The 26444-nt window shown below is 68.6% G+C and carries 18 protein-coding genes and 3 rRNA genes; 5 read left to right on the top strand and 16 right to left on the bottom strand.

What is annotated here, in order from left to right; translation table 11 throughout:
* Nucleotides 1-12: 12 nt before the first annotated feature.
* Together AC0VYD_RS09175 and AC0VYD_RS09170 are read left to right on the top strand one after the other, a co-directional pair.
* On the top strand, nucleotides 13-1014 hold the full coding sequence (locus tag AC0VYD_RS09175; protein WP_475479462.1) for an MBL fold metallo-hydrolase: 1002 nt from the start codon (nucleotides 13-15) through the stop codon (nucleotides 1012-1014).
* Nucleotides 1015-1067: 53 nt separating this feature from the next.
* Nucleotides 1068-2021 (top strand): GNAT family N-acetyltransferase, encoded by a 954-nt coding sequence (locus tag AC0VYD_RS09170; protein ID WP_475479461.1) that lies wholly within the window; start codon nucleotides 1068-1070, stop codon nucleotides 2019-2021.
* On the opposite strand, the gene AC0VYD_RS09165 is transcribed toward AC0VYD_RS09170, so the two are convergent.
* The 6 genes from AC0VYD_RS09165 to tyrS form a co-directional block, all read right to left on the bottom strand.
* Entirely contained in the window at nucleotides 1967-2383 is a 417-nt protein-coding gene (locus AC0VYD_RS09165) for an NUDIX hydrolase (protein ID WP_475479460.1), read from the bottom strand. The two genes, AC0VYD_RS09170 and AC0VYD_RS09165, sit on opposite strands and share 55 nt — an antisense overlap.
* Nucleotides 2384-2436: 53 nt before the next feature.
* Nucleotides 2437-3204, bottom strand: a complete 768-nt coding sequence (locus tag AC0VYD_RS09160) for a tetratricopeptide repeat protein (protein WP_475479459.1) — start codon at nucleotides 3202-3204, stop codon at nucleotides 2437-2439.
* A gap of 1258 nt (nucleotides 3205-4462) precedes the next feature.
* Nucleotides 4463-4578: ribosomal RNA gene (gene rrf, locus AC0VYD_RS09155) — 5S ribosomal RNA — on the bottom strand.
* Between the two features lie 103 nt (nucleotides 4579-4681).
* Nucleotides 4682-7776, bottom strand: a 23S ribosomal RNA gene (locus tag AC0VYD_RS09150).
* Between the two features lie 335 nt (nucleotides 7777-8111).
* Nucleotides 8112-9644, bottom strand: a 16S ribosomal RNA gene (locus tag AC0VYD_RS09145).
* The 16S, 23S and 5S rRNA genes sit together here, the layout of an rRNA operon.
* Before the next feature lie 932 nt (nucleotides 9645-10576).
* Nucleotides 10577-11875, bottom strand: a complete 1299-nt coding sequence (gene tyrS, locus AC0VYD_RS09140) for a tyrosine--tRNA ligase (RefSeq protein ID WP_475479458.1) — start codon at nucleotides 11873-11875, stop codon at nucleotides 10577-10579.
* A gap of 281 nt (nucleotides 11876-12156) precedes the next feature.
* On the opposite strand from tyrS, the gene AC0VYD_RS09135 reads away from it, so the two are divergent.
* The 3 genes from AC0VYD_RS09135 (at nucleotide 12157) to AC0VYD_RS09125 (ending at nucleotide 14489) form a co-directional block, all read left to right on the top strand.
* Nucleotides 12157-12975: an alpha/beta fold hydrolase gene (locus AC0VYD_RS09135; protein WP_475479457.1), complete on the top strand. Its 819-nt coding sequence runs from the start codon at nucleotides 12157-12159 to the stop codon at nucleotides 12973-12975.
* A complete protein-coding gene (locus AC0VYD_RS09130; protein ID WP_475479456.1) occupies nucleotides 12968-13567 on the top strand; it encodes a TetR/AcrR family transcriptional regulator in 600 nt (199 codons plus the stop codon). The genes AC0VYD_RS09135 and AC0VYD_RS09130 overlap by 8 nt, the downstream gene beginning before the upstream one ends.
* A 208-nt stretch (nucleotides 13568-13775) precedes the next feature.
* Nucleotides 13776-14489 carry a GmrSD restriction endonuclease domain-containing protein gene (locus AC0VYD_RS09125; RefSeq protein WP_475479455.1) on the top strand — a complete coding sequence of 238 codons (714 nt, stop codon included), beginning with the start codon at nucleotides 13776-13778 and terminating at the stop codon, nucleotides 14487-14489.
* A gap of 23 nt (nucleotides 14490-14512) precedes the next feature.
* Here the strand turns inward: AC0VYD_RS09125 and AC0VYD_RS09120 are convergent, their stop codons facing one another.
* The 10 genes from AC0VYD_RS09120 to argH form a co-directional block, all read right to left on the bottom strand.
* Complete coding sequence (locus AC0VYD_RS09120; RefSeq protein ID WP_475479454.1) at nucleotides 14513-15019, bottom strand: hypothetical protein; 507 nt, start codon at nucleotides 15017-15019, stop codon at nucleotides 14513-14515.
* A gap of 141 nt (nucleotides 15020-15160) precedes the next feature.
* Complete coding sequence (lhgO, locus tag AC0VYD_RS09115; RefSeq protein WP_475479453.1) at nucleotides 15161-16378, bottom strand: L-2-hydroxyglutarate oxidase; 1218 nt, start codon at nucleotides 16376-16378, stop codon at nucleotides 15161-15163.
* Nucleotides 16379-16455: 77 nt separating this feature from the next.
* Nucleotides 16456-16908, bottom strand: a complete 453-nt coding sequence (locus tag AC0VYD_RS09110) for a DUF742 domain-containing protein (protein WP_475479452.1) — start codon at nucleotides 16906-16908, stop codon at nucleotides 16456-16458.
* On the bottom strand, nucleotides 16898-19240 hold the full coding sequence (locus tag AC0VYD_RS09105) for a sensor histidine kinase (protein ID WP_475479451.1): 2343 nt from the start codon (nucleotides 19238-19240) through the stop codon (nucleotides 16898-16900). Before AC0VYD_RS09105 ends, AC0VYD_RS09110 begins: the two co-directional genes overlap by 11 nt.
* Nucleotides 19241-19506: 266 nt before the next feature.
* Nucleotides 19507-20424, bottom strand: a complete 918-nt coding sequence (locus tag AC0VYD_RS09100; RefSeq protein WP_475479450.1) for a sirohydrochlorin chelatase — start codon at nucleotides 20422-20424, stop codon at nucleotides 19507-19509.
* Between the two features lie 146 nt (nucleotides 20425-20570).
* On the bottom strand, nucleotides 20571-21173 hold the full coding sequence (locus tag AC0VYD_RS09095) for an ATP/GTP-binding protein (protein ID WP_473040540.1): 603 nt from the start codon (nucleotides 21171-21173) through the stop codon (nucleotides 20571-20573).
* Nucleotides 21154-21663, bottom strand: a complete 510-nt coding sequence (locus AC0VYD_RS09090; RefSeq protein ID WP_475479449.1) for a DUF742 domain-containing protein — start codon at nucleotides 21661-21663, stop codon at nucleotides 21154-21156. The genes AC0VYD_RS09095 and AC0VYD_RS09090 overlap by 20 nt, the downstream gene beginning before the upstream one ends.
* Nucleotides 21660-22094: a roadblock/LC7 domain-containing protein gene (locus tag AC0VYD_RS09085; RefSeq protein WP_191273643.1), complete on the bottom strand. Its 435-nt coding sequence runs from the start codon at nucleotides 22092-22094 to the stop codon at nucleotides 21660-21662. Before AC0VYD_RS09085 ends, AC0VYD_RS09090 begins: the two co-directional genes overlap by 4 nt.
* A gap of 1 nt (nucleotide 22095) precedes the next feature.
* The gene (locus tag AC0VYD_RS09080; RefSeq protein WP_475479448.1) at nucleotides 22096-24648 is read right to left on the bottom strand and encodes a sensor histidine kinase; all 2553 of its coding nucleotides are present in this window, start codon (nucleotides 24646-24648) and stop codon (nucleotides 22096-22098) included.
* 329 nt (nucleotides 24649-24977) lie between these two features.
* Complete coding sequence (gene argH, locus AC0VYD_RS09075; RefSeq protein WP_475479447.1) at nucleotides 24978-26396, bottom strand: argininosuccinate lyase; 1419 nt, start codon at nucleotides 26394-26396, stop codon at nucleotides 24978-24980.
* Nucleotides 26397-26444: the final 48 nt, after the last annotated feature.

Here is a 26444-nt window from a genome sequence, read left to right as displayed (position 1 = left end):
GGGGTGTCTGCCGTGCACGACGATGTGGACGTCAGCGGTCTGCCCGAGGGGATCACCCCGCTGGGCGACGAGATCTATGCCATCGACACGATGCTCGCCGGGTACCCCGGGGTCGTGTCCGCCTACCTGATCCGCACCGAACGGCCCTGCATCGTCGAGGTGGGCACCGCCGGTTCGGCCCCGGTCCTGCGGGACGCCGTCGTCCGGCTCGGACTGGCGCCCGAGGACCTGGCCACCATCGTGGTCACCCACATCCACCTGGACCACGCGGGCGGCACCGGGGACATGGCGGCGCTGTTCCCCAACGCGGAGATCGTCGTGCACGAGCGCGGCGCCCGCCACCTGGCCGACCCCAGCCGTCTGATGGCCAGCGCGAAGATGGTGTGGGGCGACCGGCTGGAGACCCTGTTCGGGCACATGCACCCCACCGAGGCGGCCCGCATCCGCTCGGTGGCCGGAACCGGCGAGATCGACCTCGGCGCAGGCCGCAAACTGGTGTCCCACTACGCCCCCGGGCACGCCAAACACCACATGGGCCTGGTGGACACCGGGACCGGCGACCTGTACGTCGGTGACGCCCTGGGCGTGTACAACCCGCTCACCGGGGACCTGCGCCCGGCCACCCCGCCACCGGACTTCGACATGGACGCCTGCCTGCGCACCCTGCGCCTGTTCGGCGACATCGGCGCCCAGCGGCTGATGTTCTCCCACTTCGGCGCACACGACCTCGTCGCCGAGACCATCGACCGCGCCGAGAGCGAGCTCCGCCTGTGGGTGGAGACCGTGCGCGACTCCCGGGACACCGGAGGGGACCTGGACCACGCCATCGCGATGGTGCGCGACAAGGTGGTCTCCCGGTACAGGCCGCTCCCCCCGGACGCCTCCCCCGAGGCCGCGGCCGTCCTGGACACGCTCAGCGGCCCGGAGGCCAACGTGGGCGGGATCGTGCACTGGCTGGACAGGCTCGCCCAGGAGCAGGCGGACGCCAGAAAGGAAGCCGGGGAGCGGAGCTGACGGCAACGGAAAAACCACCTGCGCCGCCGGGGCCGCCCCCGTAGCCTCCGGACATGGCTCCCCAGATTCGTCCCCTGCACAGGAACGACATCCCCCAGGCCCACTCCCTGCTCAGAAACGCCTTCCCCGGCATGGTCCTCACCGAGGAGCTCATGCGGTGGCGGTTCGACCACCCGGTTCCCGGGGCCGACGACACACGCCTCGTCGCGGTGGAGGGCGACACCGTGGTCGGGTACGTCCTGGGCAGGCTGCGCACGGACAACGGCCGGTCCTACCTGGGGGCCATGGCGGAACGGCACCGGAGCGGGGACCTCGCCGCCCGGCTCCTGGCCGCCTCCGAGGCCGGCCTGGTCGAGAGGGGGGCGACCGTCCTGCGCACCGCCGCCGCGCAACAGGGCGTCCAGGCCGACGGCGAACTGTTCCGCGCGGCGGCCCTGGACCGGGGTTACGAGCTGGTCGAGAGCCACCACGTCCTCGGCATGGACCTGAACAGGCTCCCCGACCCCCCGAAGGCGCCCGAGGGGGTCGAACTGCGCCGGTGGTCGGGGTTCGCCGAGGACCCCCGGCCGCTCTACGAGATCGACAGGGCCGCCGACCAGGACGAGCCGGGCGAGCAGACGGAGGAGTTCATGTCCTACGGGGACTGGCTCGAGGCGGTGTGGCACAATCCGATGGCCGACCCGGAGATCAGCCTCGCCCTCCTGCTCGACGGCGTCCCCGTGGCGATCTCCCGCTACATGTCCGACCACGACACCCGCATGGAGTCGGCGATGACCGGCACCCTACGCGAGCACCGCGGGCGCGGCCTGGGCGGTTACGTGAAGGCCGTGGCGCTGCACCGTGCCAGGGAACGGGGCTTCACCCACGCCTACACCGGCAACCACGAGACCAACGAGCCGATGCTCGCCATCAACAACCGGATCGGATACAGCCTCGTCGGGACCGAGAGCACCTACGTCAAGCGGCTGGGGTCCGCCCCGGGCAGCCCGAGGGCGCGGATCAGGTAGGCGTACAGGCCGTCCGCCCAGGACAGTTCCCGGTCGGAGGGCAAACAATCGAAAGTCCGCACCTCAACGGTCTCGAACTCCCCGCTCAGGGGCTCCAGCCGACTCACCTCGGCGTGCGTGACCACGGTGGTGTGCCCGCTGGACAACACGTAGTAGCCCATGGCCCTGACCTCGCCGAGGGTGGCTCCGGCCTCCTCGTGTGCCTCGCGCCGCGCGGTGGCGTACAGGTCCTCACCGGGCTCCCGGTGCCCTCCCGGGAACTCCCAGGCCCGCCTTCGGTGACGCACCATCAGGAGGCGTCCCCCCTCATAGGTCAGGCACACCACCGAGTCGTACTCCTCGGGCAGCTCACCCAGGTACACGGCAGCGCCGCCGAGCGGCTCCGGGCCACTCGACGGCGCGTGTTCCGAGGGGGTCAGTCCCGACCCTCCCGACGGCTACGGTCCTCAGCAGCCTCGGCCGCGGCCTCGTCCGCCTCCGCCTCGACGTCGGTCCAGACGATGCCGTCCTCGACGTCGATGTCGACCAGTTCGACGCCCTCGATCGCGGCGAGGCGCTCATCGGCGTCGGTCACACCCTCGCGGTCCACCGAGGAGGCGCGCGCGAAGTACTCCCGGGCGTCCTCGGTACGGCCGAGTTCGGCCAGGACGTCGGCGTAGGCGTAGAACAGCCGGGCCACGTACGGCCGGGCCCGGCGCTCCTTCAACTCCGGTACCTGGAGCTCGGCCAGGGCCGCCTTGACATCGCCCATGTCACGACGGGCGCCGGCCGCGACGATCCGCAGCTCGATGCGTTCCTCGGCGTCCAGCTCCTTGCCCGCCGGGTCGTTGGTGATCTCCAGGGCCCTCTCGGGGCGGCCGAGGCCGCGCTCGCAGTCGGCCATGACCGGCAGGAAGGTGTCCCTTCCACTCATACGACGGGCCGCCCGCAGGTCGGCCAGGGCCTCCTGCCACTTGCCCACCGTGTAGGCGGCGATGCCGGAGGCCTCACGGACGCTGGGCAGACGGGAGGCCTTGCGACGGGCGTAGGCGGCGTGCTTGTAGGCCCGCTCCGGGTCCTCGTCCACGAACAGCCCCGCGGCCACGATGTGCTTGCCGATCAGCTCAGCCAGGGACTTGGGCAGCGAGTGCAGGTCGCGCTTGGTCTCCTTGTCCAACTGGCCGTAGGTGGCCTCGTCGGGCAACGGCGGAGCGATGTCGGCCGGGTCGCGGTCCTCACGCGGAGGACGCCGGTCACGGTCGTCCCGGCCGCGGTAACCACCACGGTCGTCGCGCTGCCCGCCACGATCATTCCGGCGGAACCCGCCCTGGCGGTCATCGCGGCCACGGAACCCACCACGGTCGTCGCGACGGTCCCCACCGGGAGCCCCTCGACGGTCGCCGCCCGGCCGGCCCTCACCACGGTTGCGGTCACCACGGAACCCGCCACGGTCACCACCCTGGCGGTCATCGCGGCCACGGAACCCACCACGGTCGTCGCGACGGTCCCCACCGGGAGCCCCTCGACGGTCGCCGCCCGGCCGGCCCTCGCCACGGTTGCGGTCACCACGGAACCCGCCACGACGGTCGTCGCTCCCACGGTGCTCGCGTCGGTCACCGCTGCCCCTGTCGTCCCGGGAGCCCCTGTAGCCAGACCGGGGACGGGATTCGTCACCGCGCCCGCGACCGCCAGGCCCACCGGAGCGGTTACCGCTGTGGTCGTTTGCTCCGGAGTCCTCGCGGTCTCCCGATCGGCTGTCCTCAGTCATCCAACCCGTCCGTCAACATTCAAAAGCGCTGCCACCTGAGCAGTAGCAGCGCGTAGAAGTACTCGTATCCTCCAGCTTACGACATGGTGTGTCCACACATCACCAAAGCCGCAACCCACCACGGTGTGCTTGTCCACAGCACAGCACCCCAGGGGGTTGTGAACCTCCGTTGGGCGCTGTTGTGACCCGCACGGCGCAAACCCCCTCAACCCCAGGGGGTCACAGAACGTGCACCTTGCTTGTCCTCCCCTGGTGGTGGGGGTTGGCCGTAGGACGGTGGGCGGCGCCCGGACACAGGGGGTTTTCGCCAGACGTGGGGACACGTGTCTCCAGAACACACCAGTAGTCCAGGGGGTTGGCGAGCTACGGGCCTCGCCCTTTTCCAGACCCAGACGTAGCAAGATCAAACACGTCCCGCGAGGTGCGTAGCGGCCTCCGAGTACGCCCCACACCAACCCCCACAGGGCCCAGCCGGACGAACACCGGGCCCAAGCACCCCAAGGGGGGTGTCCTGAACCCCCACCACCAACCGTTTGAAGGCACCACCCGGGCAGAACCCTCCACCGCAGCCAGGCGGGGAACCCGCCCCGCACCACAGCGGGCCTCCCCCACCCCCGCTTTTCACATGTTCACAAACCACCACAAAAAAGAAGGGGGCCGCCATAACAGCAACCCCCTCTTTCTTCAAGAAAAACCGTGGCAGCGACCTACTCTCCCACCCCACCACAGGGCAGTACCATCAGCGCAAGGAGACTTAACGACCGGGTTCGGAATGAGACCGAGTGTGACCCTCCTGCTACAACCACCACGGAAACCAAACACCCACAACCACCACTCAACCCCAAAAAGAGGGAACGATGACCACGAGCAAGCTTCGTGTGAATCTAGTGTGCGCGAACATCCAATTATCTGCAGCGGACAAGCCCTCGGCCTATTAGTACCGGTCAGCTCCACCCCTCACAAGGCTTCCACACCCGGCCTATCAACCCTGTCGTCTACAGGGAGCCTTACCCTCTCAAGGAGGCAGGAGACCTCATCTCGAAGCAAGCTTCCCGCTTAGATGCTTTCAGCGGTTATCTCTCCCGAACGTAGCCAACCAGCCATGCCCTTGGCAGGACAACTGGCACACCAGAGGTTCGTCCGTCCCGGTCCTCTCGTACTAGGGACAGCCCTTCTCAAGTCTCCAACGCGCACAGCGGATAGGGACCGAACTGTCTCACGACGTTCTAAACCCAGCTCGCGTGCCGCTTTAATGGGCGAACAGCCCAACCCTTGGGACCAACTCCAGCCCCAGGATGCGACGAGCCGACATCGAGGTGCCAAACCATCCCGTCGATATGGACTCTTGGGGAAGATCAGCCTGTTATCCCCGGGGTACCTTTTAGCCGTTGAGCGACACCGCTTCCACACGCCGGTGCCGGATCACTAGTCCCAGCTTTCGCTCCTGCTCGACACGTCCGTCTCACAGTCAAGCTCCCTTGTGCACTTACACTCAACACCTGATTACCAACCAGGCTGAGGGAACCTTTGGGCGCCTCCGTTACTCTTTGGGAGGCAACCGCCCCAGTTAAACTACCCACCAGACACTGTCCCCGAACCGGATCACGGTCCAAAGTTAGATGCCCGAAACAGTCAGAGTGGTATTTCACCAACGCCTCCACCGCCACTAGCGTGACGACTTCACCGGCTCCCACCTATCCTACACAAACCATCCCAAACACCAATGTCAAGCTATAGTGAAGGTCCCGGGGTCTTTCCGTCCTGCTGCGCGAAACGAGCATCTTTACTCGTAGTGCAATTTCACCGGGCCCATGGTTGAGACAGTGGGGAAGTCGTTACGCCATTCGTGCAGGTCGGAACTTACCCGACAAGGAATTTCGCTACCTTAGGATGGTTATAGTTACCACCGCCGTTTACTGGCGCTTAGATTCCTAGCTTCGCCGGGGCGAACCCCAACTAACCAGTCCTCTTAACGTTCCAGCACCGGGCAGGCGTCAGTCCGTATACAGCGTCTTACGACTTCGCACGGACCTGTGTTTTTAATAAACAGTCGCTTCCCCCCGCTATCTGCGACCCCACCCAGCTCAGGCCGTAAAGACCGTCACCAGACAGGGCTCCCCTTCTCCCAAAGTTACGGGGACAATTTGCCGAGTTCCTTAACCATGGTTCACCCGAACGCCTCGGTATTCTCTACCTGACCACCTGCGTCGGTTTAGGGTACTGGCCACACACGAACTCGCTAGAGGCTTTTCTCGACAGCATGGGATCACTCACTTCACCAAAAACGGCTCGGCATCACGTCTCAGCCCTGATGAGAGGCGGATTTACCTACCCCCCGGCCTACACGCTTACCCCCGGACAACCACCGCCGGGTAGAGCTACCCTCCTGCGTCACCCCATCACTTACCTACTACAAGCTCGGGTCCCAGACCAGATACAAACAATCTCCCGAAGGATTTTGCAAGATCCAGCGTGGTTAGCATCACCTGATTCAGTATTGGACGCTCGTGCACGGGTACGGGAATATCAACCCGTTATCCATCGACTACGCCTGTCGGCCTCGCCTTAGGTCCAGACTCACCCTGGGCGGATTAACCTGCCCCAGGAACCCTTAGTCAATCGGCGGCAACGTTTCTCACGTTGCTTTCGCTACTCATGCCTGCATTCTCACTCGCACACCCTCCACCACACGATCACTCGGCAGCTTCACTGGATGCACGACGCTCCCCTACCAACCCAGCCCTTGCGGGCTGAACTTCACAGCTTCGGCGGTGTACTTAAGCCCCGCTACATTATCGGCGCAGAACCACTTGACCAGTGAGCTATTACGCACTCTTTAAAGGATGGCTGCTTCTAAGCCAACCTCCTGGTTGTCTGGGCAACTCCACAACCTTTCCCACTTAGCACACGCTTAGGGGCCTTAGCTGATGATCTGGGCTGTTTCCCTCTCGACTACGAAGCTTATCCCCCGCAGTCTCACTGCCACGCTTCACTTCACCGGCATTCGGAGTTTGTCTGACGTCAGTAACCTTGTCGGGCCCATCAGCCAAACAGTAGCTCTACCTCCAGCAAGAAACACGTGACGCTGCACCTAAATGCATTTCGGGGAGAACCAGCTATCACGGAGTTTGATTGGCCTTTCACCCCTACCCACACCTCATCCCCCAGATTTTCAACTCTGGTGGGTTCGGGCCTCCACGAGGTCTTACCCCCGCTTCACCCTGGACATGGGTAGATCACTCCGCTTCGGGTCCACAGCATGCGACTCAACCGCCCTATTCAGACTCGGTTTCCCTACGGCTACCCCACCCGGGTTAACCTTGCCACACACCATGACTCGCAGGCTCATTCTTCAAAAGGCACGCCATCACCAGGAACAAGCCCCAGCTCTGACGGCTTGACAGCACACGGTTTCAGGTACTATTTCACGACCCCTCACCGGGGCACTTTTCACCTTTCCCTCACGGTACTAGTGCACTATCGGTCATCAGGACGTATTTTGGCTTAGCAGGTGGTCCTGCCAGATTCACACGGAATTTCTCGGGCTCCGCGCTACTCGGGAACACACCAACACCTAGACTCTTCCTTCACCTACGGGACTCTCACCCACTCCGGTACCGCTTCCCAACGGATTCAGCTAGAAGAACCATCAGCGCTCCAGGCCGACAGACCTGGAAAGATGCACCCCACAACCCCGCACACGCAACGACTGCCGTCTATCACACGCATACGGTTTAGCCTCTTCCCCGTTCGCTCACCACTACTAGGAGAATCACTGTTGTTTACTCTTCCTACGGGTACTGAGATGTTTCACTTCCCCGCGTCACCACCAACTACCCTATACATTCAGGTAGCGGCAACCCGACACAACTCGGGCTAGGTTTCCCCATTCGGACACCCGCGGATCAAAGCTCGGTTGACAGCTCCCCGCGGCCTATCGTGGCCTCCCACGTCCTTCATCGGCGCCTGATGCCAAGGCATCCACCGTGTGCCACTATCACTTGGCCACTACAGATAATAAGATGCTCGCGCACACTATTCACAAGTCAAAACACCAACCACAAACCCCGATACCTCAACACCAGCACCAGCTGGGAGTTCTCAGGGGTGGTCCAGGGAACCAACCAGACCACCCGCCCCCACCCATGGTGAAGACCGATGGCCACGATTGCTTCCTCAGATACCCAACAGCGCGCCCCCCGATGCTTCTAGTCACCAGGGGTTAAGTTTCATTTCCTTCAGCCACTCCCGAACACCTGCCAGCCATCAAGACCAGCACGCTCGGGTCCACTTTCGAGTCCGACCAACGATAGGAAAAAGTTGGCCTTCAAAAGACTCCTTAGAAAGGAGGTGATCCAGCCGCACCTTCCGGTACGGCTACCTTGTTACGACTTCGTCCCAATCGCCAGCCCCACCTTCACTCATTCCCTCCCCGAAGGGTTAGGCCACAAGTTTCGGGTGTTGCCGACTTTCATGACGTGACGGGCGGTGTGTACAAGGCCCGGGAACGTATTCACCGCGGCGTTGCTGATCCGCGATTACTAGCGACTCCACCTTCATGGGGTCGAGTTGCAGACCCCAATCCGAACTGAGACCGGCTTTAAGGGATTCGCTCCACCTTACGGTATCGCACGCCCATTGTACCGGCCATTGTAGCATGTTTGCAGCCCAAGACATAAGGGGCATGATGACTTGACGTCGTCCCCACCTTCCTCCGAGTTGACCCCGGCAGTCTCCCATGAGTCCCCACCATTACGTGCTGGCAACATGGAACAAGGGTTGCGCTCGTTGCGGGACTTAACCCAACATCTCACGACACGAGCTGACGACAGCCATGCACCACCTGTCACCCACCAACTAAATGACCCTGTATCTCTACAGGTCCACGGGTGATGTCAAACCTTGGTAAGGTTCTTCGCGTTGCGTCGAATTAAGCAACATGCTCCGCCGCTTGTGCGGGCCCCCGTCAATTCCTTTGAGTTTTAGCCTTGCGGCCGTACTCCCCAGGCGGGGCGCTTAATGCGTTAGCTACGGCGCGGAAACCGTGGAAAGTCCCCACACCTAGCGCCCAACGTTTACGGCATGGACTACCAGGGTATCTAATCCTGTTCGCTCCCCATGCTTTCGCTCCTCAGCGTCAGGTAAGGCCCAGAGACCCGCCTTCGCCACCGGTGTTCCTCCTGATATCTGCGCATTTCACCGCTACACCAGGAATTCCAGTCTCCCCTACCTACCTCTAGCATGCCCGTATCCACTGCAGAACCGGGGTTAAGCCCCGGTCTTTCACAGCAGACGCGACACGCCGCCTACGAGCTCTTTACGCCCAATAATTCCGGACAACGCTCGGACCCTACGTATTACCGCGGCTGCTGGCACGTAGTTAGCCGGTCCTTATTCCCCACCTACCGTCAACCCCGAGAGAACCCGGGGCCTGCGTTGGTGGTAAAAGAGGTTTACAACCCGAAGGCCGTCATCCCCCACGCGGCGTCGCTGCATCAGGCTTTCGCCCATTGTGCAATATTCCCCACTGCTGCCTCCCGCAGGAGTCTGGGCCGTGTCTCAGTCCCAGTGTGGCCGGTCGCCCTCTCAGGCCGGCTACCCGTAATCGCCTTGGTAGGCCTTTACCCCACCAACTAGCTGATAGGCCGCGAGCCCATCCCTGACCGACAAAACTTTCCACACACCACCAGGAGATGGTGTGTCATATCCGGTATTAGACGGCGTTTCCACCGCTTATCCCGGAGTCAGGGGCAGGTTGCTCACGTGTTACTCACCCGTTCGCCGCTCGTGTACCCCGAAGGGCCTTACCGCTCGACTTGCATGTGTTAAGCACGCCGCCAGCGTTCGTCCTGAGCCAGGATCAAACTCTCCATAAAGGTCAAACAACCCTACCCGGCGACCCGGGGGTCTGCCTGGGACGGGTAAACCTAGAAGAAATCCTGACCAACCAACTCGCGTTGGTTAATCAAAGGAACCCTACGCACCGTGGTGCGTCGGGGCCAAAACAAACATGGCTTAAAGAAAATCAAACACGCGCTGTTGAGTTCTCAAGAAACAATCGCTTTTCCCGTACAAGCGCCGTAACTTGCGTTGCGGCTGCTCTTCCGTGGAAGGCTTTGTCGCGGTCCGGCCGCTGTTGCGGCTTTCTCGCTGTGTTGTGTCTTTACTTTATCAGGTGTTTCGCGCCCCGCCAAATCGGCGGTTTGTGTCATTCCTTATCGGGGTAAAGCCCGTGTGCTCCGTTTGCCTTTGCGTTTCCGCCGGGCTTTTGAAGCGACTCTCCGAAGTTTACATGCCCCGAGCACCGCTCGAACCACCGTGTTTCGGAAGAGGTGTCTGTGATCGCGGCCCGGTTCCGGACTGGAACCCCGAAGTGGCTCCGCCCGCCGTCCCGCAGCGACTCGTGCAACTATAGGCAAGGCGGGGGTGGACGTCAAGTCAGGACCCGGATCGGATGCCGTCTCGGCGATCCGGGCCTCAGTCATCCCTGTTCGGGTGGCTTCTCAAGGCCCTGACGTACGCGGTCCTCACACCCGGATCGCGCTGTTACGTCGGCTGTTGTCAGACAACAGCCATCTTGCCCGCATCATTCCAGGACCAAACCAGATCTTTAGCTCCGATACCCGCGTCCGGGCGCCGACCCCTCCGGGCGAGCCCCGAGCACACCAGGTCCCTCCACGGGAGCACCGGATACAGCGAGGGCCGGCCCCCGGAAGGGGCCGGCCCGTGGTTCCGGCCGATCAGGCCAGTACACCTACCCGGTGCACTCGGCCGTTCGACCACCCCGCCGCCCGACTGTTCGGTGCGCCTAACCCTGGAGAACGACACCGCCGACGTTGCGCTTGCCCTTGCGGAGCACGACGAAGCCGCCTCCGAGTACATCGTCGGCGCTGAGCCTGGCCTCGACGTCGGTCACCTTCACGTTGTTCACGTAGGCACCGCCCTCCTGGATGGCGCGGCGCGCCGCCGACTTGCTGGGGGCCAGGCCGCTCTGGGCGAACAGGTCCACGACGAGCAGGTCGCCGACCGGTCCGGAGACCTCGGCCCTGGGCACCTCGGCCAGGGCCGCCCCCAGGGTGGGCCCGTCCAGCTCGGACAGGTCGGCCCGGCCGAAGAGCGCCAGGCTGGCCTCCTTGACCTTGCGGGTCTCCTCCGCACCGTGCACCAGAGTGGTCAGCTGCTCGGCGAGGGTGCGCTGGGCGGCACGGGCCTGGGGGCGCTCCTGAGTCTGGCGCTCCAGGTCCTCGATCTCCTCGCGGGAGAGGAAGGTGAACACCTTGAGGTAGCGGATGACGTCGCGGTCGTCGGCGTTGAACCAGAACTGGTAGAAGGCGTACGGCGAGGTCAGTTCGGGGTCGAGCCAGACCGTGCCGGACTCGGTCTTGCCGAACTTGGTGCCGTCGGCCTTGGTGAGCAGGTTCGTGGTCAGTCCGTGCGCCTGCCCGTGCGGCTCGTTGCCCTCGATCCGGCGGACCAGGTCCAGACCCGCGGTGATGTTGCCCCACTGGTCGGAACCGCCGGTCTGGAGCGTGCAGCCGTAACGCCGGTAGAGCTCGACGAAGTCGTAGGACTGCAGGAGCACGTAGCTGAACTCGGTGTAGCTCATCCCCTCACCGTCGAGGCGGCTCCTGACGGTCTCGCGGGCCAGCATCTGGTTGATGCTGAAGTGCTTGCCGACGTCACGGAGCAACTCGATCGCGTTGATCTCGCCCAGCCAGTCACCGTTGTTGGCCAGGACCGCGTCCGTGGGCCCGGCCTGTTCGCCCTCGGGGGTGAAGCGCAGGAAGGCCGAGAGCTGCCCGGCCAGGTTCCCGACCCAGCCCCGCACCGTCTCCACCGAGTTCATCTGCCGCTCGGCGTTGGGCTTGGGGTCACCGATGAGTCCCGTACCGCCGCCGACGAGGGCGATGGGGCGGTGCCCGGCCTGCTGGAAACGGGCCAGGGTGAGTGCCTGGGTGAGGTGGCCGACGTGCAGGCTTCCCGCCGTCGGGTCGAACCCGCAATAGAGGGTGATCGGACCATCGGCCAGCGCCTTGCGGAGTGCGTCAAGGTCGGTCGTCTGCGCGATCAGGCCGCGCCACTGGAGTTCGTCGATGATGTCGATCACTGTGTAGCTCTCTTGTTGTCTAGGCGGGCCCTTCGGCCCGATCTGCCTCGCAGTGTAGATCCTGTGCACCGCCGGGGCACCCGGTCGTCCCTCACACGGCCACGCTATCGGTTGGACGTCACCCCAGTTCACGCGGCCACCGGCAGCACCGGTGCCGACACTGCCGCCGGCACCGCCCCGAACACCCGGGAGGCGGGACCTTGACCAGATTGGCTAATGCCATTAGCTTTCTGGCTATAGGCATGAGCCTCTCGACTCGTGCCGCGGACCAGGGAGCACCCATGCACCACCTCCAGCGCCCCGAGGGGCGGATCGCCTACGACCTGTACGGAGCCGAGCACACCGGAACCACCGTGATCTGCGTTCCCGGCATGTTCGACCACCGGTCCTCCTTCCGGTTCGTGGGCGCCGCGCTCGCCGCCGCGGGGCACCGCGTGGCCGTTATGGACCTACGCGGTCACGGGGACAGCGACACCGCCTTCGACGACCACACCGACCACGCGGCGGCGACCGACGCGATCGCCCTGGCCGAGCAGCTGGGCGGAGGGCCGGCAGTGATGGTCGGCAACTCGTTGGGGGCCGGAGCGGTGACCATCGCCGCCCTCGACCGTCCCGACATGGTGGCGGGAATCGCCCTGCTCGCCCCCTTCCTACGGCCGCCCAGGTCCACCCGGGCGACCAGAGCCCTGCAGAGGCTCCTCCTCACCCGCCTCTGGGGTCCCCATGCACTGGCCCTCTTCTACGACAGGCTCCACACGGGGCGGACCCCGGAGGGGCACCGCGAGCAGCTGGGGAGAATCCGCCGGATGCTGCGCCCCGCGGACCGCTACCGCGCGGTCCTGGCGACCGTCAACGGCCCGAAGCGGTCGGTGGAGTGGATCGAGGGCTCCGAACATCCGAACGCCGAGGCGGTCGTGGTCATGGGAGAACGGGACCCCGACTGGAAGGATCCCCGAGCCGAGGCCCGGTGGGCGGCCTCCGTCGTCGGCGGCCGCCTCGTGATGGCGCCCGAATGCGGCCACTACCCGCAGTCGCAGCGCCCCGACGTCGTGGTGCCCGTCATCACCGAGCTCATCGAGAGGGTGGACGCCGGTGCCTAGGGCCGGTCTCACCCCCGAACTGGTCGCCGCCGAGGCCGCCGCGCTCAGTGACGAGGGAGGGTTCGAGGCCCTCTCCCTGGCCGCGGTGGCCAAACGGCTCGGAGTCGCGACCCCGAGCCTGTACAAGCACGTCGACAGCCTGGCCGGGCTGTGCCGGGAGGTGTCCCTCCTCGCCGTGGCCGAACTGAGCGGCCGTCTCCAAGCCGCCGCGGTCGGAAGGTCCGGACCCGAGGCCGTGCGCGCGCTGTTCCGGGCCTACCGGAGGTACGCGCACGAGCACCCCGGCGGCTACACCTCGATCCAGCAGGCCCCCGTCCCCTCGGAAACCGAGGCGTACGCGGCCTTCGCCGGACCCGTCGAGGTGATCGCGGCCGTACTGCGCGGGTTCGACATCCCCGAGGAACAGCTGGTCCACACGATCCGTGCACTGCGCAGCGCCGTACACGGGTTCATCGACCTGGAGGCCCGGGGCGGGTTCGGGATGCCCGAGGGCATCAACGAGAGCTACGACCTACTGGTGGAGGGCTTCGTGCGCGCCCTGGAGCACTGGCCCGGACCGGACGGACGGGCCGGACGAGAGGCGGGGAACTGATACCGGCCGGGCACCTCGGGGCGACGGCAGCCGCGCCCTGTCCGGCCTGCTCCTCCTCGGCCCGGACCTGTGGGAGACACCCGCGCTGAACGGCGGGGAATCGCCCCCCGTACCTGTTTCCCGCCGCTCCGGTGATGGGCCAAGCTTGAAGGGCCCGGACCGGACGACCCGCCCGTCGCGGGAAGCAAGACAGTGTTGGAGTTCCCTGATGGCCCAAAGTCCCTCCTCGAAGAACGGCAAACCCGTGTCCAAGCTGACCGCGATCGCCGGAAGCGTGGTCGGCGCCCTGGTGATCGCCGCCTTCGTGCTGCAACAGCTCGGTGTGATCGACCTGGAGACCGACGACTCCGCCACCGCTCCCCAGGACTCCTCCGGTACCGCCTCCTCCGACGTCGAGCAGGCCAGAGAGCAGATGGAAGAGCTCCGGATCGAGGCCGAGGAGGACCCGCCCGGATACGACCGCGCGCTCTTCCCCCACTGGGACTCCGGCGTCGAGGACAACTGCACCACCCGCCAGGTGGTCCTGCTCCGCGACGGGGAGAACGTGGAGACCGACGACGACTGCCAGCCGGTATCGGGGTCCTGGTACAGCGAGTTCGACGGGGAGACCTTCACCGAAGCGCAGGACCTCGACATCGACCACACGGTGGCCCTGAAGGAGGGGTGGCGGTCGGGCGCCCACGCGTGGTCGACCGAACAGCGGCAGAAGTTCGCCAACGACCTCGACGCGCCTCAGCTGTGGGCGGTGAGCGCGTCGAGCAACCGTTCCAAGGGCGACTCCGACCCGGCGGACTGGCTGCCCCCGCTGGAGTCCGCGCACTGCGACTACGTGGTCTCCTGGATCGAGGTCAAGCACGTGTGGGACCTGACCGTGGACCCGGACGAGGAGACCGCGCTGCGGGAGGTCCTCGAAGGCTGCTGAGCCCCGACCCGCCACCGCTCCGACTAGGCCGGGTCCTGCCGGCCGACGCCTCGGGCGGTGGCGAGCAGTTCCTCCTCCCCGAGCAGGCCGAAGGGGTCGCGGACCTCGACCGCGACCCCCTCGTCCGGGGACCAGAAGGCCTCGTTCCCGCCGTACAGGCCGGGCGTCCCGCTGTTGTCGAAGTCCTCGAGTTCCCAGGCCTCGGGGTCGCGCTCGTGGTAGCGGGCGAGGAAGGCGCGGACCGCCGAGAGGTCGGTGAGCTCCTCCCCGCGCAGAACCAGGACCTGGAGCAGTACCTGGAACCCGCCACCGTCCTTGGCCTGTTCCCAGGCCCGGGAGGTGAAGGAGACGCCCTCCCATTCGTAGTTGAAGTCCGCGGTCGAGGCCTCCGCCCCGATCCGGGCGGGCAGGTGCCCGATCGTGAATCCGTCCAAGGGTCCTCCTCGAGGGCCGACGGCGGGCGCGGCCGCCGTGAGAACGATCGCGAGCACGGTGGCGAGGGCCACCGGGGCCCACCTGGTCAGGGTCATGGTCACCTCCGCCGATGACCACGGGACCGTCCCGGACCACCGGTTCCTCCATGGTCGGCCGGGACGGCGGCCAGTACCAGGGTGTGGCCGAACCTGTGGATAACTCCGTTCCGACACACCCCGTACCGTTTCGGGCGCGGGTCAGTGCCTCCCGACGAACCCGTCGTACAGGAACTCGGCGATGGCCAGGGCCGAGGTGGCCGCGGGCGAGGGGGCGTTGCGCACGCACACGACACGGCCGCGGGTGTCGACGTGGAAGTCGTCCAGCAGGTCTCCGTCCCGGCCCAGGGCCTGGGCGCGCACCCCTGCGGGGGCGGGGCGCAGGTCCTCGGCGGTGAGCTCGGGGAGCAGGCGGCGGGCCTGGCCTGCGAACACCGCCCGGGAGGCCGACACCAGGGTCTCCCGGGCGCCCACGGCCCAGTGCCTGCGGGCGAGCCGCCAGAACCCGGGCCAGGCCAGGGTCTGCGCGAGTTCGCGGACCTGCAGGTCCCGGGCCCGGTAGCCCTCGCGTGCCGTGGCCAGGAGGGCGTTGGGTCCGGCCATCACCTCGCCGTGGACGTGCCGGGTCAGGTGCACGCCCAGGAAGGGGTACCGGGGGTCGGGGACCGGGTAGAGGAGCCCGCGTACCAGGCCCCGGCGTTCGGGGACGAGCTCGTGGTAGTGGCCGCGGAAGGGGACGATCCGCGGGTCCGCGGATCCTCCGGCCATCCGGGCGAGCCGGTCGCTCTGCAGCCCGCCGCACAGGACCAGTCGGTCGAACCGGTGGACGACCCGTTCCGCCTTCGGGTCCCCGGCGAGGACCTCCGCACCGTCGTGGTCCTGTCTCAGGTCGATGACGGGGGTGTTGAGCAGGACCCGGCCGCCGGAGCGGCGTACGTCGTCGGCGAGCTGCTCGGCGACCGCGACGAAGTCCGTGATGGCGGTGGTGGGCGAGTGCAGGGCCGCGGCCCCGGCCGCGTGGGGTTCGATCTCGCGGATCCCCTCGGGGCCCAGACGGATGACACCGGGGACGCCGTTCTCCCGGGCCCTGCGCTCGATGTCGTCCAGGCGCGCCTCCTCCTCGGCGCCCACCGCGACGAGCAGCTTGCCCGCCTCCTCGTAGGGCAGGCCGTGCTCGGCGCAGTAGTCCCTGAGCAGACCGACGCCCCGGCGGCACAGGGTGGCCTTGAGGGATCCGGGCCGGTAGTAGAGCCCGGCGTGGACGACACCGCTGTTGTGGCCGGTCTGGTGCGCGGCGACCCGGTTCTCCTTCTCGATGACGGTGACCCGGGTGCCGGGACGGTGGCGGGTGATGTGGCGGGCCAGGGCCAGCCCGACGATTCCCGCTCCGACGATGCCGATGTGTTCGGTGCTGCGCATGGGCGCACGCTAGCAACAGCCGGACGCGGCCGCCCGCGGCAGGGCCGGTTCGGGGCGCGGCAGGGACCGGGGGGTTCTCACAGGGAGCGCAGCCCGACCAGGACGGCGTGCAGGATGTCCTCCCGGCCCAGGGGGCGGGAGGGGCCGCAGCGCTGCAGGGAGCCGTCGGAGACCATCTCGGCGACCATCGCGCGGACCTGGCCGGTGGGCAGACCGACAGCCGCGGCCAGTTCGGCCACGGTCCGGGCCCTCAACGCGTGGTTGAGGATGGTCTCCCGTTCGGGGCGCAGCCATTCGTGGCGTCCGGGGGTGCGGGCCGCCATGACCAGGGTGAGCAGATCGAGGTCGGCGGACGCGGTGGTGGCCGGCCCGGGGAGTTCCGCGGCCCCGGCGTCAACGGCGTAGGGGCGCAGGAACCGCTCGGTCTGCGCGTCCTCCCCCCGGTCGGCGGGTCTGGGCTCGTACCCCTGGGGGCGGCTGTCCGTGCCGCGGTCCGTCAGGCGACGGGCGTGGCGGCCCTCAACGCTCACTGGGTCCTCCTCTTGGCGGTGTCGGGAAGGATGAGGTGTTCGGTGAGGGCGGGTCGTGGGGTCCCTGGCTGCCGGAGTGCCCGAAGGGTCCCTGCGGGCCGGGGACGCCGTTGCGGTGGCGGAGCCCGGAGTGCCCCTGCTCCCCCGGGTGCCCGAACGGGCCCTGCGGGCCCGAGGGGCCGGCCTGGTTCCAGGGCCCGGGGAGGCCGTTGGCCCCCTGGGCTCCGGACGGCACCCGGGGTCCGGAACCCGGGAACGGGCCCTGGGGGGCCGGAGGCTGCACCCGCCCCTGCGGCCCCGAACCGCCCAGGGCGCCGGGGAAGGCTGGGGCGCCCACGGGGGCGCTGGTGACCGTGAGCGGGGCGTCCGCGGGCTCCAGGAGGCTGTCCGGGATCAGGGCGGTGGCCAGGGTGCCTCCGTAGGGCGAGGGGTTGAGCCACACGCGGACACCGTGCCGTTCGGCGAGGCGGGCCACGACGAACAGCCCCAGCCGGGGGTCGTCGGGCAGTGCCATGACGTCGAACTCCGGCGGCCGGGTGAGCGTGCGCTCGGCGGCCGCGTACCCCTGTTCGGACATGCCCAGGCCGCGGTCCTCGATCTCCACCACCAGTCCGCCGCCGACGGGGCTGCACCTGACGTCGACGGGGGTGCCCGCGGGAGAGAACTGGGTGGCGTTCTCCACCAGTTCCGCGAGGAGGTGGACGATGTCCGCCACGACCTGTCCGTGCATGAGCACCCGGGGGGCGGACATCAGCCGGACCCGGTCGAAGTCCTCGGTCTCGGCGATGGCCGCGCGCAGCACGTCCACCAGGGGCCGCGGCTGACGCCAGCGCCGGGCCGACTGGCCGCCGCCCAGGATGATGAGGTTGTCGGCGTAGCGGCGGGCCCTGGTGGCCAGGTGGTCCAGGCGGAAGAGCTGGCGCAGTGCCTCGGGGTCCTGTTCGTTGTACTCGATCTCGTCGAGCAGCCTCAGTTGGCGCTGGACCAGGGTCTGGTTCCGGAAGGCGATCCCGAGGAAGGCGCGGTTGGCGCCGCGTCGGATCTCGGCCTGCCGGACCGCGGCCTCCACCGCGGTGATCTGGGCGCTGTCGAACGCCTCGGCGACCTGTCCGATCTCGTCGTCTCCCTCCTCGTCCAGGGGCGGGAGCTCGTCCACGACGTCGACCTTGCTTCCCCGTTGGGCGCGGTCGATGATGTCGGGCAGGTCGGCGTCCCGGTCCAGGATCTGTTCGCGCAGGCAGGCGAGGCGTTCGGTGAGGCGTCGCGAGGACCGGCTCACCAGGGAGATGGCGACCACACCGCCGAGCAGGGTGACGGCCGCCGCGGCCACTCCGAGGGCGACCCTGAGGAGTGCGGCGCTCCACGCCAGGTCCACGGTGCGTTCGGTCTGGGCCTGGGCGATGTCGCCCAGGGCGAGGGCGGCGGCGGGCGAGGAGGCGTCCCACTCGTCCGCCTCGACGTCGATCTCCGAGTTCCATTCCGCGAGGGGCTCCTGGCCGGGGACCGTCTCGTCGGACTCGGCGACCGGGGGCCGGGTGACGACCCTTCGGCTGAGCCCTTCGGCGGTCGTCCAGGCCTCCTCCTCCAGCAGAGCCTCGTGCTGGGCCCTGATACTCGGGTGCATCGCGTGGGTGACGGCGCCCAGGGTGGCGCGGTAGGAGGCGGTGAGGAAGGTGAAGTGCGCCGTCTCCTCGTAGGTCATGCGTCCTGCGGGGATGACCCCGGCGAGCAGGGCGTCCGCGGTCGCGTAGTCCTCCCGCGCGGCGAGGAGCTCCCTGGTGAGGACGGCGTCGGTGAGGTTCTCCCCGCCCTCGGTGGTGTGCAGCAGGGACGTGGCGGTGTCGGCGAGGGAGTCGAGGAGCCCCCCGTAGCGGAAGAGGGTCTCCTCACGGTTGGCCGAACCGTCGTCGACGGCGGTTCTCAGGGCGGCGAGCTCGTCCGGGCTCTCGGCCAGCGCGGCGGCGTTGCGGTTCACCTCGTCGTCCCGGCCGCCGCGCAGCCGCTCTGCCAGGGTCACGGCCTCACCGAGGGCTCCGTCCGTACTCTCCCGTTGCTCGTCCAGGTCGTCCTGGAGGGTCGAGGTGTCACCGCTGTCCCGGATCCCCAGATGGACCATGGACAGTCGGCGTTCGGCACGGAGCTCGGTCGCCGCCCGGGAGAGGGTCTGCGTGCCCTCCTTGGCCTGGCTGACGGCGCTCATCAGCTGTGCCGCCTGGACCGTGCCGAGTGTGGTGACGATGAGCCAGAGCGCGAGAAAGCACAGGCTCGGGATCAGCACGATGCGGGTGAGCTGCCCGCGGATCGTCCGGGTGGACGCGTGAGTTCTGCGCATGGCCCCCTCCAGCCCGTGCGGGTGCCGAGGCGTCCTGGACAGGTGCCGCGGCGGCTTTCGGTCCTGCCGAGGCTATCGAAAAACCATTGCCGTACGTTGTCAAACAATCACTACTAGTTATCCTTCTTTGCGGAAGCGTCCACCGCAGCCCGTGTTAGGGCGCGTCTCGCCCGGGGAGAGAGCAGGTCACACCAATCAACGCAACAGGGCCGCCCGGAGTCCGGGCGGCCCTGTGCAACAGGATCCTGGCGGGGCGTGTCGCGGAATCAGGACTCCGGACGGTGTCGGGAGCCCACCGGTGCGGGAAGCTCCTCCGCGGTCGGAGGCTGTTCCACGCCGAGCGAGTTCAGCACCTCGGCGTAGCGCAGCGCGGCGATCTTGCCCAGGAGACTGTCCGCGCCCAGGGGTGTGCCCGCCCGGGCGCCGAAGCGCTCGGCGAGATCGGCGAGTCGGTCCGCGGGGATCTCCGGCCCCAGCACGCTGGGCGCGATGACCGGACGCTGACAACCGCCCTGGCGGAGCTGGGAGACGACCTGCTCCAGCGCGGCCTCGTTCTCCAGGTCGGCGGGGAGCACGGTCAGACCGAGCCGGGCCGCGAGCAGGACCGCGGTCACGCCCGCGGCGCCCACTGCGCCCTCTCCGCCGACGGCACCGACGACGACTCCGTCGGCCATGGTGGTGTTCCGGGCCGTGACACTGATCAGGCGCATACGGTCGGCCCGCACGAACCCGGCCTCGGCCAGACGCAGGTGCAGCACCTCGGCGAGCATGGGGTGCGGGCCCAGCCCCTCGGTGACGCGGACGTCGGCACCGGCCTCGGCCACCGCGGCCTCCACAGCGGCACTGGTTCCCGCGTGCGGAGCCGTGACCAGCGGAACCACGACGCCGGCTAGGGGGCGGTCGCCGGATTTCTCCAGCCCGCCCAGGGCCTCGTTGAGGCTGTGTTCACGGCCCTCGGTGTGTCCGAACCTGATGGTGACCTCGGGGCGGTAGGCCCGGACGAGGTCGGCCATTCGGGCACCGATCAACTCACCTTCGGCGTCCCTGGCCTGTTCAGCCGTGCCCGGGACCGCCATGATCAGGGCGGGGGTACCGAACCAGTTGTCGAAGGACAGCGGGTTGCGGTGGCGTCCGGAACGCCGCTTGGGCAGTTCGCGTGGGGGAAGTCGGTCAGAGTTTCGCATACCAGGATTCAGACGAGAGGTGGATGGGCGCACCGCCGAAGCGGTGGTCACTGCCGCGACATTGTAGCGTTCAACACCACATTGACGGGCGTATCTCCTGAACGTATACCGGACCGACACGGTGCTGGGGTACGGGGGGCACCCGGTCAGCCGCTCAGAGCCGGGCTGCGACTGTGGATGACGTGGGTGACCAGTCGGACGAGGACCTCCTTGGCGGATTCGCGTTCCCGTGCGTCCGCCATCAGCACCGGGACCTCGGCCGGCACGTCGAGGGCCTCGCGCACCTCCTCCGCCTCGTAGGGGGTGGACCCCTCGAAGCGGTTGACCGCGACGACGAACGGGACCCCGCGCCGTTCGAAGTAGTCCACCGCGTGGAAACAGGTGTCCAGGCGCCGGGTGTCGGCCAGGACCACGGCTCCCAGGGCGCCCTCCGCCAGCTCGTCCCACATGAACCAGAAACGGTCCTGCCCGGGCGTCCCGAACAGGTACAGCACGATGTCGTCGTTGATGGTGATGCGGCCGAAGTCCAGGGCGACCGTGGTGGTGGTCTTGTTCTCCACGCCCCCCAGGTCGTCCACCCCCTGGCTCGCCTCGGTCATCACCTCCTCCGTACTCAACGGGGTGATCTCGCTGACGGAGGCCACCATGGTGGTCTTGCCCGCGCCGAACCCCCCGGCGACGATGATCTTGACTGCCTGCGGGATCGCCTCCTGTGCGCCCGGCCGGATCTCAGAGTCTGCGGATGCCATCGAGTACCGCCTGAAGTACTTTCTTCTCGGGAAGCTGGGCCACGGGCATCGCTGCCCGGGTGCGGACGTCGCCCTCGGCCACGAGGTCGCCGATGAGCACCTTGACCACCGTCAGGGGCACGTCGAGGCGCGCGGAGATCTCCGCGACCGATATGGGTCTGCGACACAGCGTCAGGATCGCCTGGAGTTCGGGGTCCCGGGGGCGGTCCGCGCGGTCGCGGGCGGCCACCACGATCGTGATCAGGTCCAGCCCGCGTCCCCCGGCACCGGGCCGGGTCCGCCCCTTGGTCATGGTGTAGGGCCGCACCAGCGGTCCTGCGGGCGCGTCGCCCGGGGTGACCCCGTTGGAGGGCCCCTCGGAGGTCGGGTGCCCCCGCCCGCGGTGCCAGACCGGGGGCTGCCTGCGGGAGGGGTCGGGCCCCTCCTCGCTCCGCACCGCCGGGGTCCCACCCGACAGCGGTGACCCGCGCTGTTCACCGAAGATACTCACGATCCTCCGCCTCCCATGGCCGTGAGCTGGCCCGGGCGCCTGGGTGCCGCGGTCAGGAACTGGCCGACCCGTTTGACCCTCAGGTTCATCTCGTAGGCGACCAGGCCCACGTCCGCGTCCTCCGTCGCCAGGACCGCCAGACAGGCCCCCGCCCCCGCCGCGGTGACGAACAGGTACGAGTGCTCCATCTCCACCACGGTCTGGCGGACGTCCCCGCCGCCGAAGTGCCGCCCCGTCCCCCGGGCCAGGCTCTGGAACGCCGAGGCCAACGCGGACAGGTGCTCGGCGTCCTCCGAGACCAACCCCCGGGAACGCCCGAGCAACAGGCCGTCGGCCGACAGCACGATCGCGTGGCTGGCCCCGACGACACGGTCGACCAGGTCGTCCAGGAGCCAGTCCAGGTTGTCCGCCGCCTTGCTCTTGCCCACCATCTCAGTCGCTCTCTCCCGTATGGTCGCCGGTGCCTGCACCGACCTGGTCATCACTGCTGTGTCCGGACCCGGTCGGACCGCTCTCCTCGGTCCGACCCCGCCGGGTCCCCGCACTGAAGGCGTCCATCATCCGGCGCGCCTGTTCGGGGCTCCGGTGGGACGCCGGCTCCGGTTCGCGCGCGGCCTCCTCCCCGTGGTCGGAACCGCCGCGAAGCTGGGGGGCGAGGTTGGTCTGCCTCCTACGTCTGGGCAGCCCGGCCCGGCCCGGCCCGGCGCCGACCCTGAGGTCGTCGGCCCCCCGTTTGGGCAGTGGCGCCAGAGCCTCCTCCGGGACCCGTTCCTCGGCTTCGTGGTCCAGGTCCGGCACCTGGCGGAGCACCGGAGCGCCCGGGGCGCGCTCGCGCGGTCCGTTCTGGGGACCGCCGTGCTCGGGGACCGACCTCAGCACGGGCCGCGCGGTCCTCGCCTCGGCGGCCAGAAGGTCCGCGGAGTCCCGGGGACCTGCTGCTTCGGGGGAGTCGGGACCGCCCGCTCCGGAACGGGCGAGCGCCGCGACCCGGGGCCGTTCCGCTCCAGGACCGCTGATGGCGGCCACCAGGGTCCCGGGGAGGAGCACCACGGCCCGGGTGCCCCCGTACGGGGAGGGGCGCAGCTGCACTCCGATGTCGTGCTTGCGGGCCAGCCTGGCCACCACGAACAGGCCGAGACGTCCGTCGGTGCCAGGGGTCATGACGTCGAACTCGGGCGCCTCGGACAGTGTGGTGTTGGCTTCGGCGAGGTCGTGCTCGGTCATTCCAAGGCCGCGGTCCTCGATCTCGACCACCACCCCCTTGGGGACGTTCTCGGCGGCGATGGTGACGTCTGTGTGGGGCGGCGAGTAGGCGGTCGCGTTCTCGACCAGCTCGGCGAGGAGATGGATGACGTCGGCGACGACCGCTCCCGCCAGCGCCAGGTCCGGGACGGAGACGAGTTCGACCCGGGCGTACTCGTCGGTCTCGGAGATGGCGCCCCGCAGGATGTCGACGAGCGGGACGGGGTGGCGCCAGCGCCGTCCGGGCTGGGCCCCGCCCAGGATGATGAGGTTCTCCGCGTGGCGGCGCCCCCGGGTCGCCAGGTGGTCGAGCTGGAAGAGGCTCTCCAGCAGGTCCGGGTCCTCCTCCTCGCGCTCGACCCGGTCCAGGAGCTGGAGCTGGCGCTGCACGAGGGACTGGTTGCGGTGCGCGATCCCCAGGAAGACCCGGCTGACCCCGGCCCGGATGTCGGCCTGTTTGACCGCCGCGCCGACCGCGGTGCGCTGCGCGGTGTTGAAGGCGTCGGCGACCTGGCCGACCTCGTCGGTGCCGTGGTCGAGCTGTTTCATCTCGGTGTCCAGGTCGACGCTCTCCCCCGCCTCCAGGCGGCGCACGATCCGCGGCAGGTCGTTGCGGGCGATACCCAGCGTCTCGGCCCTGAGCCTGGCGAGCCGGTAGGTGAGTCGGCTGGCCGAACGGGCGGCGACCCCGTAGGCGACGGTGCCGGCGAACACGGAGGTGATCCCTCCCCCGACCGCCAGGGTGAACATCCAGGAGCTGGCCGCCTCGGTGAGGTCCACGACGGCGGCCGTCTGGCCTGCGGCGGCCTCGGCCAGCCCGGCGGTGACCTCGTCCGCCGCGTCGCGCCAGCCGTCGAGTCCGGCCGGCGGCGCCGGGCTCCGGGTCTGCTCTCCGGTGAGGGGGTCGGTGTTGACCGGTGCCTCGTGGTGCGTGATGGTGTCGGCGATCCCCAGGGCCTCCCGCCAGGCGTCGCTCCCGGTGAGCGGATCCGCGGCGGGGGGTTCACCGGTCCGCGGCGCCGTCCCGCCGGCGTCCGCCTCGGCCCGCCCGCCCTCCGGGCTCCGCGAGTCGAGTCGGCGGCGCGCCTCTCCGGTCAGGGAGGCGATGTCGGCCTGCTCGGCCCTGGAGAGGCGGCGCTCGGACAGGACGGCGGTGACGAGGGCGTCGGCGTGGCCGAAGCTCTCCTGGGCCCACAGCAGGTTGCCGGCGGCGGAGGCCGCGTCCGAGGCCGGTCCGTCGTCCAAGCCCCGGACGGTCTCGGAGTAGAGGCGAATACCCTCGTGGATCGCGACGGTGTAGGTGTCCAGGACGGCCTCGGTCCGGCCGGGCTCGGTGAGGTTGTCCGTGCGCAGGTCCTCCACGTCCCCGAGGGAGCCGAAGAACGCCCGGCTGAGGGGGGCGGGCTCGTCGCCGTCCCCGTCGAGGGCCCCGCGGGCCTCCCTGACCCGGGCGAGCGCCCCGTCGGTCTCCGCCGCCGCCTCGACGAGGGCCTGGCGGCTGGCGTCACCCGGGTCGGCGAGGAACTCGACGCTCAGGCGGCGCTCGGTCTGGAGCGCGGTGAGCGCCCCGGCCAGCTCGGTGCCGGCCCTGCCGTCGACGACCGACGAGCGCAGGGACACGGCTTGGGCGAGCGTGGCCGCGCTGAGCACGACGAACAGCGCGAGAAAGGTGATGCTGGGGATCAGCACGATCCGGTTGAGCTGCGTCCTGATCCCGCGCCCCGCGCCCCCTGACTGACCCACTGCGCTCCTCCCACGGACTCGGCGCGGGCACCGGAGGCCACGCGTGGTGCGTGCCGGTTCCCGCGCGGGTCGTCACGGTACGCGCAAAGGGGAACACGTGTGGTGCCCGCAGGCTTTGGACGCTACCGCACTCCCCCGTCTCGTGAAGGGGGAATTCCACATTCCCCGCCGAACGGGTGCGCGTCCGGTGACCGGGGCGCCGGAAGTCTCCGCCGAACGCACGGGGGCGCGCGCCCCTGGGGGCACGCGCCCCGGCCCCTCCCGGTTCGGGCACCCCGGTCACGGGGGGGCGCCCGGGCTCCGGGCGGGGCGGTGCCGAGCTCGTCGGGCTACCCGGTGAAGGCCCTGCGGTGTTCGGCGGCTTCGGAGCGGAGGCGGTCGAGCTGCTCGGCGACCCGGACGGGGGCGGTGCCGCCCCTGCCCGCCCGGGAGGCCAGGGAGCCCGCCACGGCCAGGACCTCCCGGATGTGGGGGGTGAGGTGCTCGGAGATCCGCGCGAAGTCGGCGTCGGTGAGGTCGGGCAGGTCGATGCCGCGCTCCTCGCACACGCGTACGCAGCTGCCTGCGATCTCGTGGGCCTCACGGAAGGGCACGCGCTCACGGACCAGCCACTCGGCGATGTCGGTGGCCAGGGAGAAGCCCTGCGGGGCCAGCTCGGCCATCCGGTCGGTGTGGAAGGTCAGGGTGGCGACCATGCCGGTCATGGCGGGCAGCAGCAGGTGCAGGCTGTCCACGGCATCGAAGACCGGTTCCTTGTCCTCCTGCAGGTCCCGGTTGTAGGCCAGCGGGAGCCCCTTGAGGGTGGTGAGCAGACCGGTGAGGTCACCGATCAGGCGGCCCGACTTGCCCCGGGCGAGCTCGGCGACGTCGGGGTTCTTCTTCTGCGGCATGATCGAGGAGCCGGTGGAGAAGGCGTCGTCGAGGGTGATGAAGGAGAACTCCTTCGTGGCCCACAGGATGACCTCCTCCGACAGGCGGGACAGGTCCACACCGATCATGGCGGTCACGAAGGCGAACTCGGCGACCACGTCGCGGGCGGCGGTGCCGTCGATGGAGTTCTCCGAGGAGGCCGGGAAACCGAGCTCCGCGGCGACCGCCTCCGGGTCCAGCCCCAGGGAGGATCCGGCCAGGGCGCCGGAGCCGTAGGGGGAGACCGCGGCGCGGCGGTCCCAGTCGCGGAGCCGCTCCACGTCGCGCAGCAGCGGCCAGGCGTGTGCCATCAGCTGGTGGGCGAGCAGGACCGGCTGGGCGTGCTGGAGGTGGGTGCGGCCCGGCATGGCGGCGTCGGGGTGGGCGCCCGCCTGGTCGGCGAGGGCCTGTACGAGGTCGAGGAGCTGGTCAGCGAGGGACCGGGCCTCCTCACGCAGGTACATGCGGACCAGGGTGGCGATCTGGTCGTTGCGGGAGCGCCCGGCGCGCAGCCGTCCGCCGAGCTCGGGGCCGACCCGTTCGAGAAGGCCGCGCTCCAACGCGGTGTGCACGTCCTCGTCCTCCAGCACGGGGGTGAAGTCCCCCGAGGCCACGTCGGCCTCCAACCGGTCCAGGCCGGCGATCATGCTGTCGAGTTCGTCCCCGGTGAGCAGTCCGGCGCGGTGCAGGGCGCGGGCGTGGGCCCGCGATCCGGCGATGTCGTGGCGGGCGAGGCGCCAGTCGAAGTGGGTGCTCAGCGAGAGGCGGGCCAGGGCCTGGTCCGGTCCTCCCTCGAAGCGGCCGCCCCACAGGCGCAGGGCCTCGGGCTGGTCGGCCATCGTGGTCTCCTTCGTGGAAAGTTCGGGTGGTGCGGGACGGCGCGCCGG

This window comes from Nocardiopsis sp. iso_40, assembly GCF_056173285.1.
This window is presented reverse-complemented; position numbering and strand designations above follow the sequence as displayed.

Excerpts from the sequence above, each read along its gene's own strand:
- AC0VYD_RS09170 (WP_475479461.1), top strand. The coding sequence starts at position 1,068 with ATGGCTCCCCAGATTCGTCCCCTGCACAGGAACGACATCCCCCAGGCC.
- AC0VYD_RS09135 (WP_475479457.1), top strand. The coding sequence starts at position 12,157 with ATGCACCACCTCCAGCGCCCCGAGGGGCGGATCGCCTACGACCTGTAC.
- AC0VYD_RS09125 (WP_475479455.1), top strand. The coding sequence starts at position 13,776 with ATGGCCCAAAGTCCCTCCTCGAAGAACGGCAAACCCGTGTCCAAGCTG.
- AC0VYD_RS09120 (WP_475479454.1), bottom strand. The coding sequence starts at position 15,019 with ATGACCCTGACCAGGTGGGCCCCGGTGGCCCTCGCCACCGTGCTCGCG.
- lhgO (WP_475479453.1), bottom strand. The coding sequence starts at position 16,378 with ATGCGCAGCACCGAACACATCGGCATCGTCGGAGCGGGAATCGTCGGG.
- AC0VYD_RS09105 (WP_475479451.1), bottom strand. The coding sequence starts at position 19,240 with ATGCGCAGAACTCACGCGTCCACCCGGACGATCCGCGGGCAGCTCACC.
- AC0VYD_RS09100 (WP_475479450.1), bottom strand. The coding sequence starts at position 20,424 with ATGCGAAACTCTGACCGACTTCCCCCACGCGAACTGCCCAAGCGGCGT.
- AC0VYD_RS09095 (WP_473040540.1), bottom strand. The coding sequence starts at position 21,173 with ATGGCATCCGCAGACTCTGAGATCCGGCCGGGCGCACAGGAGGCGATC.
- AC0VYD_RS09085 (WP_191273643.1), bottom strand. The coding sequence starts at position 22,094 with ATGGTGGGCAAGAGCAAGGCGGCGGACAACCTGGACTGGCTCCTGGAC.
- argH (WP_475479447.1), bottom strand. The coding sequence starts at position 26,396 with ATGGCCGACCAGCCCGAGGCCCTGCGCCTGTGGGGCGGCCGCTTCGAG.